Origin of the sequence: Streptomyces sp. NPDC005483 (genome assembly GCF_040606035.1) — a bacterium.
Classification (GTDB): domain Bacteria; phylum Actinomycetota; class Actinomycetes; order Streptomycetales; family Streptomycetaceae; genus Streptomyces.
Genome location: NZ_JBEXEA010000007.1, coordinates 247,129 through 262,166 on the forward strand (window position 1 = coordinate 247,129; position 15,038 = coordinate 262,166).

The 15,038-nt window shown below is 71.8% G+C and carries 13 protein-coding genes and 1 pseudogene; 5 read left to right on the plus strand and 9 right to left on the minus strand.

Annotation, left to right across the window (positions count from 1 at the left end; genetic code table 11):
- Nucleotides 1–248: 248 nt before the first annotated feature.
- Genes ABZT06_RS16180 through ABZT06_RS16190 form a run of 3 tightly spaced genes read right to left on the minus strand, consistent with a single transcriptional unit; the run spans nucleotide 249 to nucleotide 3,922 of the window.
- Nucleotides 249–2,360, minus strand: coding sequence for a xanthine dehydrogenase family protein molybdopterin-binding subunit (locus tag ABZT06_RS16180; protein WP_355740610.1), 2,112 nt, complete (start codon nucleotides 2,358–2,360; stop codon nucleotides 249–251).
- A 9-nt stretch (nucleotides 2,361–2,369) separates the two neighbouring features.
- Nucleotides 2,370–3,362, minus strand: coding sequence for a xanthine dehydrogenase family protein subunit M (locus tag ABZT06_RS16185; protein ID WP_355740612.1), 993 nt, complete (start codon nucleotides 3,360–3,362; stop codon nucleotides 2,370–2,372).
- On the minus strand, nucleotides 3,359–3,922 hold the full coding sequence (locus ABZT06_RS16190; protein ID WP_355740614.1) for a 2Fe-2S iron-sulfur cluster-binding protein: 564 nt from the start codon (nucleotides 3,920–3,922) through the stop codon (nucleotides 3,359–3,361). Before ABZT06_RS16190 ends, ABZT06_RS16185 begins: the two co-directional genes overlap by 4 nt.
- A 111-nt stretch (nucleotides 3,923–4,033) precedes the next feature.
- On the opposite strand from ABZT06_RS16190, the gene ABZT06_RS16195 reads away from it, so the two are divergent.
- Nucleotides 4,034–4,693 carry a maleylpyruvate isomerase N-terminal domain-containing protein gene (locus tag ABZT06_RS16195; RefSeq protein WP_355740616.1) on the plus strand — a complete coding sequence of 220 codons (660 nt, stop codon included), beginning with the start codon at nucleotides 4,034–4,036 and terminating at the stop codon, nucleotides 4,691–4,693.
- Here ABZT06_RS16195 and ABZT06_RS16200 read toward each other — a convergent pair.
- Nucleotides 4,686–5,798, minus strand: a complete 1,113-nt coding sequence (locus ABZT06_RS16200; RefSeq protein ID WP_355740618.1) for a hypothetical protein — start codon at nucleotides 5,796–5,798, stop codon at nucleotides 4,686–4,688. The genes ABZT06_RS16195 and ABZT06_RS16200 overlap by 8 nt on opposite strands.
- 351 nt (nucleotides 5,799–6,149) lie before the next feature.
- Between ABZT06_RS16200 and ABZT06_RS16205 the strand changes: the two genes are divergently transcribed.
- Together ABZT06_RS16205 and ABZT06_RS16210 are read left to right on the plus strand one after the other, a co-directional pair.
- Nucleotides 6,150–6,536, plus strand: coding sequence for a PadR family transcriptional regulator (locus ABZT06_RS16205; RefSeq protein WP_355740861.1), 387 nt, complete (start codon nucleotides 6,150–6,152; stop codon nucleotides 6,534–6,536).
- Nucleotides 6,533–7,537: a hypothetical protein gene (locus tag ABZT06_RS16210; RefSeq protein WP_355740620.1), complete on the plus strand. Its 1,005-nt coding sequence runs from the start codon at nucleotides 6,533–6,535 to the stop codon at nucleotides 7,535–7,537. The genes ABZT06_RS16205 and ABZT06_RS16210 overlap by 4 nt, the downstream gene beginning before the upstream one ends.
- On the opposite strand, the gene ABZT06_RS16215 is transcribed toward ABZT06_RS16210, so the two are convergent.
- From ABZT06_RS16215 to ABZT06_RS16225, 3 genes are all read right to left on the minus strand, one after another.
- Complete coding sequence (locus ABZT06_RS16215; protein WP_355740622.1) at nucleotides 7,521–8,015, minus strand: lamin tail domain-containing protein; 495 nt, start codon at nucleotides 8,013–8,015, stop codon at nucleotides 7,521–7,523. The two genes, ABZT06_RS16210 and ABZT06_RS16215, sit on opposite strands and share 17 nt — an antisense overlap.
- Before the next feature lie 83 nt (nucleotides 8,016–8,098).
- Nucleotides 8,099–9,475 carry a glycoside hydrolase family 43 protein gene (locus ABZT06_RS16220; RefSeq protein WP_355740624.1) on the minus strand — a complete coding sequence of 459 codons (1,377 nt, stop codon included), beginning with the start codon at nucleotides 9,473–9,475 and terminating at the stop codon, nucleotides 8,099–8,101.
- 180 nt (nucleotides 9,476–9,655) lie between these two features.
- Entirely contained in the window at nucleotides 9,656–10,996 is a 1,341-nt protein-coding gene (locus ABZT06_RS16225) for a jacalin-like lectin (protein ID WP_355740626.1), read from the minus strand.
- Nucleotides 10,997–11,279: 283 nt separating this feature from the next.
- Between ABZT06_RS16225 and ABZT06_RS16230 the strand changes: the two genes are divergently transcribed.
- Nucleotides 11,280–12,185 carry a peptidoglycan-binding domain-containing protein gene (locus tag ABZT06_RS16230; RefSeq protein WP_355740628.1) on the plus strand — a complete coding sequence of 302 codons (906 nt, stop codon included), beginning with the start codon at nucleotides 11,280–11,282 and terminating at the stop codon, nucleotides 12,183–12,185.
- Between the two features lie 22 nt (nucleotides 12,186–12,207).
- Here ABZT06_RS16230 and ABZT06_RS16235 read toward each other — a convergent pair.
- Nucleotides 12,208–12,641, minus strand: a pseudogene (locus ABZT06_RS16235) (hypothetical protein); the annotation flags it as partial.
- A 138-nt stretch (nucleotides 12,642–12,779) separates the two neighbouring features.
- Between ABZT06_RS16235 and ABZT06_RS16240 the strand changes: the two are divergent.
- The gene (locus ABZT06_RS16240; RefSeq protein WP_355740630.1) at nucleotides 12,780–13,757 is read left to right on the plus strand and encodes an ABC transporter substrate-binding protein; all 978 of its coding nucleotides are present in this window, start codon (nucleotides 12,780–12,782) and stop codon (nucleotides 13,755–13,757) included.
- A 40-nt stretch (nucleotides 13,758–13,797) separates the two neighbouring features.
- Here ABZT06_RS16240 and ABZT06_RS16245 read toward each other — a convergent pair whose 3' ends face one another.
- Nucleotides 13,798–14,955, minus strand: a complete 1,158-nt coding sequence (locus tag ABZT06_RS16245; RefSeq protein WP_355740632.1) for an FAD-dependent monooxygenase — start codon at nucleotides 14,953–14,955, stop codon at nucleotides 13,798–13,800.
- Nucleotides 14,956–15,038 lie beyond the last annotated feature (83 nt).

The following is a 15,038-nucleotide window of genomic DNA, read 5'->3' on the forward strand; positions in this document are numbered from 1 at the left end:
TCGACGGACGGTTCAACTCGGCCGGGCTCGCCCGGGCCCTGGAACTTCCGCCGGCGCCGGCCTGGCTCGCGGGGACGGCGGCCGTGTGCGCGTCGCTGGCCGCGCTGACCGCCCTCGTGGTGCGTCTCGCGTCGCCACCGCCGCTGGAACGCGTCCTGGCGGAACGGCGGACGGCGGAGGCCATCCGTGCGGCGGCCGATGCCCGCCCAGCCGACGCACTCCCCGGGGGCCTGACAGCCTCCAGGAGCCTAGGAACCGCCCCTGCCCCGCAGGCCGCTCAGCACGCGGTCCGGGGTGAGGGGCAGTTCGCGCAGGCGCACGCCGGTGGCGTGGAAGACGGCGTTGCCGATCGCGGCAGCCGTCCCCACGATGCCGATCTCGCCGATGCCCTTGCTGCCCATGGGGTTGAGGCGGGTGTCGTCCTCGTCGATCCAGTGCGCCTCGATGTCGGGCACGTCGGCGTGCGTGGGCACGTGGTACGCGGCCAGATCCGACTCGGTGAAGTCGCCGAACGCGGCGTCCATCGTGCTGCCCTCGGTCAGTGCCATACCGAGCCCCATGGTCATGCCGCCGACGAACTGGGAGCGCGCGGTACGGGAGTTGAGGATGTGCCCGGCGGCATACACCCCCAGCAGCCGCCGGACCCGGGTCTCACCGGTGACGGTGTCGACGACGACCTCCGCGAAGTGGGCGCCGAAGGCGTGCCGGGCGAAGGCGCTGTCGGCGTCCGCCCGGCCGGCCGTGTCGGCACGGACCTCGATCCCCTCCGCAGGCAGCGGACCCTCGGCCAGGCGCTGCGCGAGCCGGACGCACGCCTCGTGCACCGCCCAGCCCCAGGACGCGGTGCCCGACGAGCCGCCGGCCAGCGACGCGGCGGGCAGGTCGCTGCTGCCCACCTCGGTCCGCACCCGGTCCACGGGCACACCGAGCGCGTCCGCGGCGATCTGCGCGAGGACGGTCCGGGCGCCCGTGCCGATGTCGGTGGCGTTGATCCGTACCAGGAAGGTCCCGTCGGGCAGCGCCCGTGCCGCCGCCGTGGACGGCTGAACCAGCACGGGATACATGGCGGCCGCCACCCCCGAGCCCACCAGCAGCGGGCCCTCGGCGCGGGAGCGCGGTCGCGGGTCCCGCCCGGCCCAGCCGAAGCGCCGGGCGCCCTCGCGCAGACACTCGACCAGGTGCCTGCTGCTGAAGGGCTTGCCGCTGTCGGGCTCGGTCTCCGGCTCGTTGACGATCCGCAACTCCACCGGATCCATGCCGAGTTCGGTGGCCAGCTCGTCCATGGCCGACTCCAGCGCGTACATGCCGGGCGCCTCGCCCGGGGCCCGCATCCAGGACGGGCTGGGCACGTCGAGGGGCGCCACGCGGTGTGCCGTACGGGAGTCGGGGGCGGCGTACATCACACGTGCGGGCACCGCGGCCTGCTCCACGAACTCCTTGACGCGCGAGGTGTGGGTGGTCACCTCGTGGATCAGGGAGGCGAGCCGTCCGTCGGGGTGGGCCCCGAGACGCAGCCGGTGCAGGGTGGGGGCGCGGTGTCCGACGACGGAGGGCATGTAGCGGCGGGGCAGGGCCAGGGTGACCGGCCGCCCGGTGTACCGGGCCGCCATCGCGGCGAGCACCACGTCCGGACGCGGCGTGCCCTTGGACCCGAAGCCGCCGCCCACGTGCTGGGCGTGAACGGTGACGCGGTCCTCCGGGAGGCCGAACAGACCTGCCAGGACGGCGCGTACGACGGTGGAGCCCTGCGTGGAGGTGTGCACCGTGAGCCGGCCGTCGTCCCACTCGGCCGTCGTGGCGTGCGGTTCCATCGGGTGGTTGTGCAGCGGGGGCACCCGGTAGTCGGTGTCGACCTGGACCGGGGCGGACGCGAACGCACCCTCGGGGTCGCCGTGTTCACGGGTCCCGGGGTATCCGCCGTTGGCCTGGTCGGGGGCGTACGCGTCCGGGTGCGTGGCCGTGAGGGTGACGTCGTGGTCCTCCACGGCGTAGTCGACGCGGACGGCGGCGGCACCGGCGCGGGCGCTCTCCAGGGTCTCGCCCACCACCAGGGCGACGAACCAACCGCGGTGCGGGACACGGGAGTCGCGCAGCACGGCGAGCGTGGGGTCGTCCGGTTCGGACAGCCTCGGCGCGTTCTCGTGGGTGAGCACGGCCAGGACCCCGGGCACGTCCAGAGCGGTCGCGGTGTCGATGCCGGTGACGCGGCCCCGGGCGATCGAGGCGGGGACGGGCCATGCGTGGGCGCGGCCGGGACGGGGCTGTTCGGCGGCGTAGCGGGCGGTGCCGGTGACCTTCTCCCGGCCTTCGCGGCGCTCGACCGGAGCACCCAGGGCGGCGGCTTGCGCGGGGGTGTCCATGCGTCCTCCTCAGGTCCTGGCGGCCGTGGTGAGCCGGGTCAGGACGTCCATGGCGAGCGAGCGCGCCAAGGGCACTTTGTAGGCGTTGTCCCGCAAGGGCTCGGCGGCCGAGAGCTCCAGGTCGACCGCGTGCTCGAACGCGGCCGCCGTGGGCGCGGCACCCAGCAGCGCCTGCTCGGCCCGCCGGGCCCGCCACGGCCGGTGCGCCAGCGCGCCGAAGGCGATACCGGCATGGTCGACCACCCCGTCCGTCACCCGCACCACGGCGGCCACCGAGGCGAGGGCGAAGGCGTACGACGCCCGGTCCCTGGCCTTGCGATAGGCGGAGGGCAATCCGGCCGGGGCCGCCGGCAGCAGCACCCCGATGACGAGCTCGCCGGGCAGGATCTCGGTGTCCCGCTCCGGATGGGCCCCCGGCAGCCGGTGGAAGTCGGCCACGGGAACACTCCGGGCGCCCTCGGTGCCGTACAACTCGACGCGGGCGTCCAGCGCGGCGAGCGCGACCGCCATGTCCGAGGGGTGGGTGGCGATGCAGTGCGGGGAGTGCCCGAGCACCGCGTGGTCCCGGTGTACGCCCTCCCGCGCGCCGCAACCGCTGCCCGGCGCACGCTTGTTGCAGGGTTTGGAGACGTCCTGGAAGTAGGGGCAGCGGGTGCGCTGGAGCAGGTTGCCGCCCGTGGTGGCCGCGTTGCGCAGCTGGCCCGAGGCGCCCGCGAGCAGGGCCTGGGAGAGGGCGGGGTAGCGGGCGCGGACGGCCGGGTGGGCCGCCAGGTCGCTGTTGCGGACCGTGGCGCCGACGCGCAGTGAACCGTCCGGCAGCTCCTGGACCTCGTCGAGGGGCAGCCGGCTGACGTCGACGAGCACGTCCGGCCGTTCGACGCCGAGCTTCATCAGGTCGACCAGGTTGGTGCCGCCGCCGAGGTAGCGGGCGCCGGGCCGGGCGGCGAAGAGCTCCGCCGCCTCTTCGGGGCTGGTGGCCCGTACGTAGTCGAAGGTCTTCACCGGATCACGTCCTCGACCGCGTCGACAATGCGTGGATAGGCGCCGCAGCGGCACAGGTTGCCGCTGAGCCGCTCGCGGATCTCGTCCCGGTCCAGCGGCACGGGACGGCCGGGTACGGGCGGGTCGGCGGACATGTCGTCGGTGACGTCGCGGGTGACCCGCGAGGGGTGGCCCGCCGCCGCCTCGTCGATCATGCCGAGCGCAGAGCAGAGCTGGCCGGGGGTGCAGTAGCCGCACTGGAAGGCGTCGCGGTCCAGGAAGGCCTGTTGCAGGGGGTGCAGTTCCTCCCCGTCGCCGAGGCCCTCCACGGTGCGGACCTCGCTGCCGTCCAGGGCGACCGCGAGCAGTAGACAGCTGTTGACCCGGCGCCCGTCCACCAGGACCGTGCAGGCCCCGCACTGCCCGTGGTCGCAGCCCTTCCTGGCGCCCCACAGGTCCAGGTCCTCACGCAGCACGTCGAGCAGGACGCGCCGGTGGTCGACGAGGAGGGTGTGGGGTTCGCCGTTGACGGTGAGCTTCGTCTCCGAGCAGGTGGCGCTGTCGCTGTTCTCGCCGCTCATGGTGACGGTGACCTTCCGGACGGACCGAGGTGCTGTCCCCACCGCGTATCCACAGCGGGCCCCGTGACACCTCCCGTCACGCCGGAAAAGAGCCCTGCCTAGGCTGGCGCCATGAACGCCGATGTACTGCGCGACGCTTACGAGGCCTTCGCGGCCGTCGTCCGCCCGCTGGGGGACGAGGAGTCCTGGCGGCCCACCGGCTGCGCGGGCTGGGCGGTGCGCGACCTCGTCTTCCACTGTGCCGGGGACGCCCAGCGGGCCCTGGTCGCCCTGCACACGCCCGCGGCCGGACCTGCCGACCGGGACGCGGTGACCTACTGGCGGGACTGGGCGCCGGACCCCGTCGGCGCGGCGAACGGCCGGCGCTGGAACCGGGTGAGCGCCAGCATGTTCCTCGACTTCCGCCAGCTGCGCGACCTGTACCTCGAGACCGCCACGGCCACCGTGAACGCCGCCGCGGACGTCCGGCCGGAGCTGCGGGTCTCCACCCAGGGCCATGTGCTGACGGCCGGGGACCTCATGCTCACGCTCGCCGTCGAGGCCACCGTCCACCACCTCGACCTCGTCATCGACCTGCCGGAGGCCGCAGGGCCGTCTCCGGCGGGCCTGGTCGTGGTGCGGGCCACCCTGGACGGTCTTCTCGGCCGGCCCGTGCCGCTGGACTGGAGCGACGAGCACTACGCCCGCGCCGCCACCGGACGCACGCCGCTCACCGACGCCGAACGCCTCGTGCTCGGCGCGGACGCGGACCGTTTCCCGCTCTTCAGCTGATCTGCCGGTCCGGGTCCTCGTCGCGGCCCGCGGGCCGCAGGGTGCCCTTCCAGCGACCGAACGTCTTCGACAGCTGCTGCAACGGCGAGGCGGCCTCCGGATCGGTCCGGGGCTCCGGTGCCGGGGCGTTCTCGCGGTAGATCGCCAGCGCCTCGTTCGCCCGCTCGGCGGCCTCCCGGTACAGGTCCCGGGACTTGGTCATGGCCTCCAGCGCGTCGGCGTACATCGTCACGAGAGCGCGCTCGCGCTCGAGCTCCTCCCGCAGCGTCAGCAGCTGCCACTGCTCCCGCAGGGCGGTCACGGCCGCCTCGCCGCCCTCCGGCAGTGGCTTGGGCATCGCGGCGTAGCGCGTCACGGCCGCGAGCAGCTCGGTGGGCTCCGAGCCGTCGAGGAAGACGCTGCGCACGGAGAAGTCCTGGCCGTCGTATCCGGGCGGCACCGGCGTCCCCGGCAGCACCACGGCACCGCCGCGCGGCACCTCCACGCCGAACTCCTTCACGGCCCAGTTCAGGACCCGCAGCTGGTGCGGCTGCGCCCGGTGCTCCACGATCCGGTGGCGCAGGCTGGGCGGCACCATGTCCGCCAGCGGGCGGCGGCCGCGCTGGTCGGTGGTCATCGCCTCGTGGACGACGACGTGCACGGCCCAGCTGCCGCGCACGGCCTGCCGCAGCACCCGCCGTACGTCCTTGTCCTCCTCGGGCAGCACGCTCAGGTCCCTGAGCCGCAGCCCCGTGGCGGCGTCACGGTCCCAGAAGACGTCGTCGCTGTCGGGCCAGAACATGGTCGCGGGAGACGGCCAGCGCAGATCCCACGGCTGCTCCGCCTCGGCCGCCAGCACCCACTCCTGTCCGCCGCTGGACACCGGGGCGAGCGAGAGCCGGGCCCGGACGGTCACCTCGTCGGCGACGCGCCAGCGGGCCTCGAAGATCCGCTCCGGGGCGTCCTCGGTGCCGGAGGGCTCCTGGAAGTCGTCGAGGGCCGCGCTCTCCTTCAGTCGCTCCAGGTTTCGGCGCAGGACGTCGGCCGCGTCGGATCCGAGATGGCGGCCGCGGGCCAGCCAGACGGTGGAAGGTGCGGTGGGGTCTGCCGTGGGAGTGCTTGACATGGGTCCATCTGTGAGAAGGAGTGGTGCGTGCGAGGGCCAAGTATCGTCGCCGCCGGCCCGTGCGGACCAGGCGGGGTCCGGCAGGCGGACTCGCCCGGTGAGCGGCGCCCGCCGGTGCGGGACGTTCCCCATGATCTGCCCCGCGCACACGGGGCGCACACGCACCGCACAGAGCAACCGCCATTCACTCGTGCCCGGTTCGCGACCCGGCGCGCCAAAATGACCTCTCGAACAGGGCCCGCCCACCATCCGCATTGGGGCGGGCCCTGCTCGCCGTCCGTATCGATCCCGCGTTTCGGCTCGCTGAATATATCGGGAGCCGATATATTCGTGTTCATGGCACCGAGGAACATGACACAGGCGGCGTTCTTCGTACTGACCGCACTCGCCGACCAGCCGCGGCACGGCTACGGCATCCTGCGCGAGGTCGAGGAACTGTCCGAGGGGGCCGTGCAGATGCGCGTCGGCACCCTCTACGGCGTACTGGACCGGCTCACCGCCGACGCCCTGATCGTGCTGGACCGCGAGGAGGTGCAGCAGGGCCGGCTCCGGCGCTACTACCGCCTCACCGAGGCGGGGACCGCGGCCCTGGACGCCGAGGCGGAGCGGCTGGCCGCCGGAGCGAGCGCGGCGAAGAAGCGGATCGCCGAGGGGCGGCGTACCCCTGGTGGCGGATCTGTTCCCGGAGCGACCGACCTGCCCGCCACCGGCCGTGGACTCGCCGGAGGTCTGGCATGACGACCCTGCTGGAGACCCGCTATCGCGCTGTCCTGCGGCTGCTGCCCGCGTACTACCGGCGCGAGCGCGAGGAGGAGATGGTCGAGACCTACCTCTGGGACGTCGACCAGGAGACCCAGGAGCAGAGCCGGCCCACCCTCGGCGAGGTGGCGAGCATCGTCGCCCTGGCCGTGCGCAGCAGGCTCGGCGCGGGCGGCGCGCCTCGCCGGTACGTCGTGCTCGGCTCGGCCGTCCGCCTCTTCGCGCTCTTCGCCGTCCTGCTCCAGGCGGCGTCCGCCGTGGTCGACCGGGTCCTGGGGCTGACCTGGGCGTCGACCCGCGGCGGAAGCCAGTGGGACATGTTCACGGACGGTTTCACCGGCCACGGGGTGTGGGCCGCTGTCGGCGCGGTCGCCCAGTGGTTCCTGCCACTGCTGTGGACGGTCGCCTACTTCGCCCTCCTGCGCGACCGCCGCCGGCTCGCCCAGGGCTCCGCGCTCGTCGCGGCCCTGCCGACCCTCTGGCCGCTGGTCGATCTGTGGGCCCGCGACTTCGCCCCCTCGGACTCCGCCTACGTCGTCGCGGCCGCCGTGCTGGCCTGGGCGTCGGCGCTGGCACTGTGCGCTGCCCACCACCGCGACGCGCCCCCGGCGGCTCTCCCCGGGGGCGCGCCCGGCCTGGTCTTCGCCGCCTGCTGTGTGCTGATGGGCGGCTCCGTCGTGGCCCTGCCCGGCGGGGTGGACACCGTCTGGGCGCTCGTCACGTGCTACCTGGTGGCGGCCCTCGCCTGGCTGCTGTACCGGGCGCGGGGCGAGGGCCGCGTGCCCGCCGGAGAGGCCGCCGCCCTCGCGGCACTGGGTCTGCTGCTCCTGGTGGTCCGGATCACCGCGGTCTACCCGTGGCTGGCCGTCCTGCCCGGGGTGCTGCGCGTGGGTGTCCTGACCCAGGCGGCGGCCCTGGTCGCACTGACCGCCGTGTTGGTCGTCGTGAGCGGACGTGACCTGCTCAGCCGTGGTACGTGATGTACCCGTTGCCGTCCCGGTCGTCGCTGCTCGCGGTGTACGCGTGGGTGTCGGCGTGCGCGCCCGAGGGCTTGTAGAGGCGGATCGTGTCCTTGTCGTTGTTCCAGATGAAGTTGCAGTTGTTGCGGTAGACGACGTTGTTCGCGTCGGAGTCGGTGCCGTGGCCGCCCCGGAGCTTGACGTAGTCGCCGGGCTGGAGCGTGTGGTTCTTCGTGAACGTGAACTTGTTGGTGCTGGTGGAGTCCCTGACGACGTACCCCTTGAGGTTCACCGTCGCGGTCCGCGAGTAGTTCTTGATCGTCAGGTACTCCTCGTCGGTGTTGCCGGTGGAGCAGCTGTTGGAGTCCGGGCCCGGGGCGTTGTACTGCACGCCCTTGATCTTCAGTGCGGACGAGTACTCGGTGGCGTGGGCCGGAACGGCGGTCAGCACGGTCAGCGCGCCCGCGGCCGCCACGACGGCTATGTGTCCTCTGCGCATGGAAAAGCCCCCCTGTGAAGGTCTGGTGAAGAAGACCTGGAGCGTATACAAACGCCGAGCGCCAGGGGGGCTTTTCGGTTGAATCAGTAACCGACTCGGAACGTGGCGTCCTGCTTCTCCGTGGTCGTGGAGACCGGGTCGATGCGCAGGACGTAGTCGGAGTGGCGGATGTAGCGGGTCGGGTTGTTGTACGAGCGGAAGGAGGCCCAGCTCGCGTCCGCGAGGCCCGCCGTGCGGTAGAAGGTCGCGTCACCCGCGAAGGTCGACGTGCCGTCGTTGACGTCGAGTCGGAGCTGGTAGTTGTAGTGCCGCAGATAGCGGTCGGGGTAGTTGACCGACCGGAAGGAGACCCCGGAGCTGTCGGCGAGACCCGGCACGAGGGTCCACAGGGAGTCCTTGTACGGCTCGACGGGGTACTCGTCGATGCGGCCCACGTAGTTGGAGTGGCGCACGTAACGAGCCGGGTAGTTGTAGGACTTGAGCCGGTTCCAGGCCGGCGCGCCCCACTTCGCGAGCAGGTTGTCGTACTCGGCCGTGGTGATCGTGGCGATGCCGCAGTGCTTGGAGTTGACCGGCTGGGTGTAGGTCTTCTGGTCCAGGGCGGTCCAGGTGCCGGAGGCGAGGCTGCCGGCCTGCCAGGCGTAGAAGACGCCGTTGGGGGTGTAGGTGTCCCCCCACAGCCACCAGGTGCCGGAGGTCAGGGACTTGACCACGGTGGGGGCTTCGGTGCCGCCGTGGGCCACGCCCGCGCTGTACTCGGTGAAGCTGCCCGGGTTCAGGGTGGTGGATCTGGCGCTCACCAGGGTCTGGTTCTTCTTGAAGAAGAGGTAGTTGTAGCCGCTCACCCCCACGGCCATGTCGCCGTCGATGACGTCGTAGCCGGGGTCGAAGAAGACCTGTGGGGCCGAGGCGGTGACGAAGTCCGTGGTGTAGTTGACCATGATCACGTTGTGGCCGCTGGAGTTGACCGAGGAGTAGATGACCGCGTACTGGCCCCGGCCCGCGTCCCAGAACGCCTCGGGTGCCCAGCTGTGGGTCGTCATGTCGTGCAGCTTCAGGCGCCGGTAGCCGGTGAAGGTGCGCAGGTCGGTGGAGTCCCAGACGTGGATGTACTGGCTGTTGTAGCTCCAGTCGGTGCCCTTGAGGTCGGTCGCGAGGACGACGAACGTGCCGTCCTGCTTGCGCATGAGGAACGGGTCGCGCAGACCGAGGGCGCCGGCGGTGGGGGTGACCAGGGGGTTGTTCTGGTTGAGCGGCGTCCAGTTGAGGCCGTCCGGGCTCACGGCCAGGTGGAGGCCGTAGTCGGTGCCGTCGCCGAGGTTCGTCGACTCGGTGAAGTAGACCATCGCGTACGCCGAGTCGGCGGCCTGCGCGGTGCCCGTGCCGAGCGTCAGGGCGAGCGGCACGGCGGCCGTCATGCCCAGGAGGCCACGACGGGACAGGTGGGGGTTTGCGCTCATCTTGTTCTCCAAGGTGGCGTGCGGGGCGCTGTGGGGGCACCTCAACTGGCCGGTATTTCGAACCGAGTTCGGGAAATCGATCAGAAAGTAGGGCCTGGCCATGAGCGCGTCAATCGTCCTGTCACTCTTTTGTGATTCCTGTGCACCCGGGGCGCTCGGGAGCGCCCCGGGGCGGGTGGGTCAGCGCTGGGTGTAGATGAAGCCGACCTTGTCGACCGCGTCACCGGAGCGGCCGTGGAATCCGGCGATCTGCCCGCCCGAGGGGGCGGTACGGGTCACGCAGTCGGAGGTGGTGGTGCCGCCGGCCAGCGTGCGGCCGAGGTTGGTCGTGAACTTGGCGTAGAAGATCCGCGTGTGGCCGCTGTACTCGCCCTGGCAGAGCTGGGCCGTGGTCACGTACTCCCCACTGCCGAGCGTCAGAGAGGACGCGGTGCCTCCGGTGCCGCCATGGGTGAGCGTGGTGCCGTTCGCCAGGGTGAGGCTCAGCTGGTCGACACGGGAGCCGCTGCGCAGCCCGACGGTGGTGGCGCGGGCGCCGGCGGGGACGCCGGCGATGTCGTTGTAGTAGTCGCCGTGCGGGCCGCCGAACTGGTCGCTGAGCTGGTAGGCCGAGTTGCGCGACCAGGTGAAGCCGACGGTGATCGGATCGTGGTCGGAGAGCATCAGGTTGTCGCTGGTGAGGAACTTGGCGTGCTCGTTGTTGTACGACGTGGCGCTCAGCGACACCAGCCTGCTGCTGCGGTAGAGGACCTTGTCGACGACCTCGCAGGTGTTGGGGACGGTGGTGCCGGTCTGGTCGCAGACCAGGGCGTCGCTGCCCTTGGCGGGCGGGGTACCGCCGCGGACCAGCTGGACCCAGGGGTCGGCCAGGCCGTTGGCCGCGGCGAACTCGGCGATGGTGTCACCGGATCGGGTGTAGCGGGTGTTGGTGTCCCCCATCACCACGACCGCGTTTCCCGCGGAGTGGGTCTTGATGAAGGCCGTGAGCTGGTTGAGGTTGTCCGCACGGGAGGCGAGGTCCCCGTCGTTGGTGCCCGCGTTGGTGTGCAGGTTGTAGAAGTCGACGTAGACGCCCTCGGCGAGCCGCTCGCGCATGAAGGTGAAGCCCTTGGGGGTCAGGCAGTCGCCCGAGTCCACCTGGCACGAGTTCCAGTGCACCCGCTCGAAGTCGTCCTCGTCGTACGGAATCTTCGACAGTGTGTTCAGGCCACTGCCGATGCCGGCGCCGCCGCTGGTGGGGGTGCGGTAGGCGTGGTTCGTGTCGCCTGTGTAGAGGTAGGAGTGGTAGTTGAAGTCCTCCTCCACGTGGACGATGTCGTATGGCGCGATCCGCTGGCCGATCGCCGTGGTGCTCGACTCACGCGGTGTGGACGAGCTGTTGATCGCCGAGGGCAGGCCGGCCACGTTGTACGTGAGGACGCTGAAGCTGCCCGAGTCGGCGGCCGTGGCGGTCGGAGCGGCCGCGGTGAGTCCGCCGAGGACGGCGGTGGTCGCCGCCAGAGCGGCGAAGAGTCTGCGCATGGGGAGTGTCTCCTGGGGGAGTGCGCGGGTGAGTGGAGCGAGCGGGACAGAAGTTACCGCCGGTTACCCCATGTTGTCGCGGTCTCGAGCACCCCGCGATGGTCAAGTCTCCTGTGTGCGACCGGGTTTGGGGCCCCGCGCCCGCCACCGTTCATCTCGCCTTCACGCGCGGTGGCTGAATCTCGGCCCTGCGGACGGCACGGCTCCAGATCGATAAGACGTGTGGAATTTCTGCGCGGCATATCTGTCTACGATATGAAGATCGTACGGAGAGGGAACGCGCGTGAGCGAACCACCAGTCCTCGTCTGCCCGGAGTGCGGGGCGCCCAGGGCGGCGGACGGCACTCCCTCCTGCACCTGCGCACATCGCGCCTCCGAGGCACACCTGGAGTCCCGCACGGCCGAGGCGGCCGCCGCGGAGGACTTCGACCCCGTGCGCATACGGCCCTTCGTGGAGGTCGGCGAGGAACTGGAGGATCCCGTCGCGGAGCCCGAACGGCCGGTCCCCACCGGGGACTTGAGTGACGTCCCCGCAGCCGGGGCGGACGCCGGACAGACACCCCTCGACGAGCCGACCGGCAAGCCCCCGGCCGACAATGAACCGGCCGGTCGCAGGCGCAGGACCGTGGTTGTCGCCGGGGCGGGAGCGGCTGTCGTCGTCCTGGTCGCGGGCGGATTCGCCGGCGGGCTCTTCAGCTACGACGCCCCCGCGCGGGACGGTTCCGTGGCCGGCGGCGTGCGTGCGGGCGTGCCGGAGGCGCCCCCGTCGTCGAGCGGCCCGTCCGCCACGGCTTCTTCTCCTACGGCGACCTCGACGCGGTCGTCCGCATCGCCCTCCTCCTCGCCGAGCGCGGAGTCCAGCGCTGACGCGTCCCCGACGGGCACCACCACGCCGAGCGCGGCCCCGTCGAGCGCCGCCGCCACCGCCACGGTGGCCCCGGGGCCCACCGTGTCGAACGGTCAGCCCCCTGTCCTCAGCCTCGGCGACCGGGGGCCCGAGGTCGTCGAACTCCAGCTCCGGCTCCGGCAGGTCGGCATGTACGACGGGGGAGCCGACGGCGACTTCGACGAACAGGTCCAGAGTGCCGTGCGCACCTACCAGGTCACCCGCTTCGTCCTTCAGGACCAGTCGGGCGTGTACGGCAAGATGACGCGCGCCTCGCTCGAGTCCGAGACCTCGGAGCCGTGACAGCGCGGGGCTGTCGCCGGTACCGGTCGGAAGGGTGCGCCCGGTCGTAAGGGGCGGGGGTAACCGGTCGGGGAGTAGGGGAGATGGCGGGCCGGTGATGCCGGATCGGCCTCGGTGGCACGGGAGTTGAGTGCCGCGGGATCGCTGCCCGACCAGGGGCCGGTCGTGATCCGGTCCTCCAGCGTGTGCAGGGCGGCGATCTGCTCGCCGGGGCTGAAGGTGCAGTGGCCCGCGTTGTCGACATACCGCTGCCGCAGCAGCGGAGCCGAGCCCGCGGCCGTGGCGGCGCGGCGGTAGGGGCTCTCGGACTGCACCGGGATCAGCGCGTCGCCGGTGGTGCGGGCTCACCCAGTGGACGGCGTCCGGGTCGGCGCGGGTGCGTGGGGCCTTGTCGAGGGCGTTGAGGTCGGCCTTCAGGGAGAGGCCGGCTCTCGCGTACAGCTCCTCGACCTCCTTGAGGGCGCAGTCCGTTTTTCCTGTGGTCGGGGGGACTGACACCGGCGAAAGTAGGCGTGTACATTGCGGGCGTCAATGATGTGCACAACATCAGTGGACGGGTCGTGAGGCGTACTGCCGCCTCGTCAGGAGGGCCCCATGCAAAGGCGCTTGCTCGGACTTGCCGTTGCGGTGGTGACCCTCGCGGGTGCCGCCGGATGCGGATCGTCCAGCTCCGGGAGCGGTGGCACGTCGTCCGCGGGCGGAGCCAAGAAGACGCAGGTCACGGTCGGTGTCATCCCCATCGTCGACGTGGCGCCGCTCTACCTCGGGCAGAAGAAGGGGTTCTTCGCCGACCGGGGGATCGAACTGAAGATGGTGACCGCGCAGGGTGGCGCGGCGATCATCCCCGGGGTGGTGAGCGGCCAGTTCCAGTTCGGCTTCAGCAACACCACGTCGCTGATGCTCGCGCAGACCAAGGGCGTTCCCGTGAAGTCCGTGGTCAACGGGGCTGCTTCCAACGGCAAGGTGGGGGCCGACGTCACCGGTGTCCTGGTGAAGAAGGACAGCCCGGTGAAGTCCGCGAAGGACCTCGCCGGACGCTCGGTCGCCGTGAACACCCTTCAGAACATCGGGGACACCACGGTCCGTGAGTCGGTGCGCGAGGACGGCGGAGACCCGGCGAAGGTGAAGTTCGTCGAGATCCCCTTCGACCAGATGCCGGCCGCGCTCGACGGCGGTCGCGTGGACGCCGCGTGGATGGGCGAGCCGGCCCAGACGGTCGCCAAGGCGCAGGGCGCCCGGGTCATCGCCTCGCCCTTCGCCGAGACCGACCCGAAGCTCACCGTCGCGACCTGGTTCACCTCGACGAAGATCGCGCAGCAGAATCCGGCGCTGGTGAAGAACTTCACCGACGCCATGACGGAGTCGCTGGCGTACGCGACCGGACACCCGGACGAGGCCCGGCAGATCCTCACCGCCTACACCAAGATCAGCGGCGATGTGCTGTCCCGGCTCATCCTTCCCGGCTGGCCGGCCCAGGTCGACATGGCCTCACTGGAGAAACTCGCCGGGCTGGGAGAGCAGGACGGCATCTTCGGCGGCAAGAAGCCGGACGTCCAGGCGCTGTTCTCCTGAGGGGGGTTGGGTTCGGGCCTTGGGGCGGTGTCCGGCGGGCTCAGATCCTGGACGCGTTGCGCTCGGCCCAGAGGTCCCCGTCCCACTCCAGGAGCCGGGCGAGGTCCTCCTCGGAGGGGCGGGCGGTGGCCGAGGGGGCGTGGGTGCCCCGGGAGATGTTGCCGCTGACGGTGATGTTGTGTTCCACGCGGGGGCGGCGGAGCGTCTCGTAGAGGGCGAGCGCGGACTCCGTGTCGGGAGCGTCCCGCAGGGACTTGGCGAGGACGACGGCGTCCTCCAGTGCCATCGAGGCGCCCTGGCCGGTCGCGGGGGACGCGGCGTGGGCGGCGTCGCCGATGAGCAGGGTCCGTCCGGAGCGCCATGGGGTGCCGGTGGGGATCTCGGTGGCGTTGGTGACCATGAGGTCGTCGCCGGTGGCCGCGACGAGGCCCGCGGCCGGGGTGGCGTCCTCGCGCAGCAGTGGCAGCAACAGGTCGCGCCAGTGGTCCGGCGTGCTCTGTGCCAACTGCTCGGCGGGCAGCGGGTCGCCGCTCACCCGGGCGAACCAGTACGCCTCCCCGTCGGGCGACACCGCGTAGCCGAAGGCGGCCCTGCTGTCGCGGACCATGGTGATGCACGCCGGCGTGCCGGGAGGAGCCGCGGCGCGCGTGTAGCCGTAGAAGACGTACTGGCCGGCGTAGAACGGCCGGGTCCCGGGGGCGATCGATCGTCGTACGGCGGAGTTCAGGCCGTCGGCGCCGATCATCAGGTCGCCGGTCGCGGTGGAGCCGTCGGTGAAGTGCGCGGTGACGCCGTCGGGGCCGTCCTCGACGGAGGCGAGCCGTGCCCCGTGCCGGACGGGGATGCCCCGGCGCCGGGCCTCCCACTGGAGCGCGGTGTTGAGGTCGCCGCGGCGCAGGCACCGGTAGTGCAGGAGCGGGTCGGTGACCTCGCCCATGGGGGCGTGCGCCATCTCCTTGCCCGTGTCGTCGAGGACCCGGAGCGAGGTCAGCGGGAAGCCGATCGCCGTGACCGCCGCGGAGGCGTCCAACTGGGCCAGGGCACGCATACCGTTGCTCGCCAGGGTGAGGAACGCGCCGATGTCCTCGGCCGAGTCGGGGTGCGCCTCGTGCACGACGGCCTCGTAGCCCGCCTTGTGCAGCGCCAGAGCCGCCGCCGTGCCGGCGACACCGCCGCCGATGACCAGTACGCGTGCCACACCCACCCCGTTCGTCCCGCGCCCGCCCGCACGGTGGTACGGACACGAAGGGAACGACGGGACGGCTGCGAGGGTTCCGTGCA

What these genes read in the sequence shown, in the direction of transcription:
- ABZT06_RS16180 (WP_355740610.1), bottom strand. Translation starts at nt 2,360, where the DNA reads ATGGACACCCCCGCGCAAGCCGCCGCCCTGGGTGCTCCGGTCGAGCGC.
- ABZT06_RS16190 (WP_355740614.1), bottom strand. Translation starts at nt 3,922, where the DNA reads ATGAGCGGCGAGAACAGCGACAGCGCCACCTGCTCGGAGACGAAGCTC.
- ABZT06_RS16195 (WP_355740616.1), top strand. Translation starts at nt 4,034, where the DNA reads ATGAACGCCGATGTACTGCGCGACGCTTACGAGGCCTTCGCGGCCGTC.
- ABZT06_RS16200 (WP_355740618.1), bottom strand. Translation starts at nt 5,798, where the DNA reads ATGTCAAGCACTCCCACGGCAGACCCCACCGCACCTTCCACCGTCTGG.
- ABZT06_RS16205 (WP_355740861.1), top strand. Translation starts at nt 6,150, where the DNA reads ATGACACAGGCGGCGTTCTTCGTACTGACCGCACTCGCCGACCAGCCG.
- ABZT06_RS16210 (WP_355740620.1), top strand. Translation starts at nt 6,533, where the DNA reads ATGACGACCCTGCTGGAGACCCGCTATCGCGCTGTCCTGCGGCTGCTG.
- ABZT06_RS16215 (WP_355740622.1), bottom strand. Translation starts at nt 8,015, where the DNA reads ATGCGCAGAGGACACATAGCCGTCGTGGCGGCCGCGGGCGCGCTGACC.
- ABZT06_RS16220 (WP_355740624.1), bottom strand. Translation starts at nt 9,475, where the DNA reads ATGAGCGCAAACCCCCACCTGTCCCGTCGTGGCCTCCTGGGCATGACG.
- ABZT06_RS16225 (WP_355740626.1), bottom strand. Translation starts at nt 10,996, where the DNA reads ATGCGCAGACTCTTCGCCGCTCTGGCGGCGACCACCGCCGTCCTCGGC.
- ABZT06_RS16240 (WP_355740630.1), top strand. Translation starts at nt 12,780, where the DNA reads ATGCAAAGGCGCTTGCTCGGACTTGCCGTTGCGGTGGTGACCCTCGCG.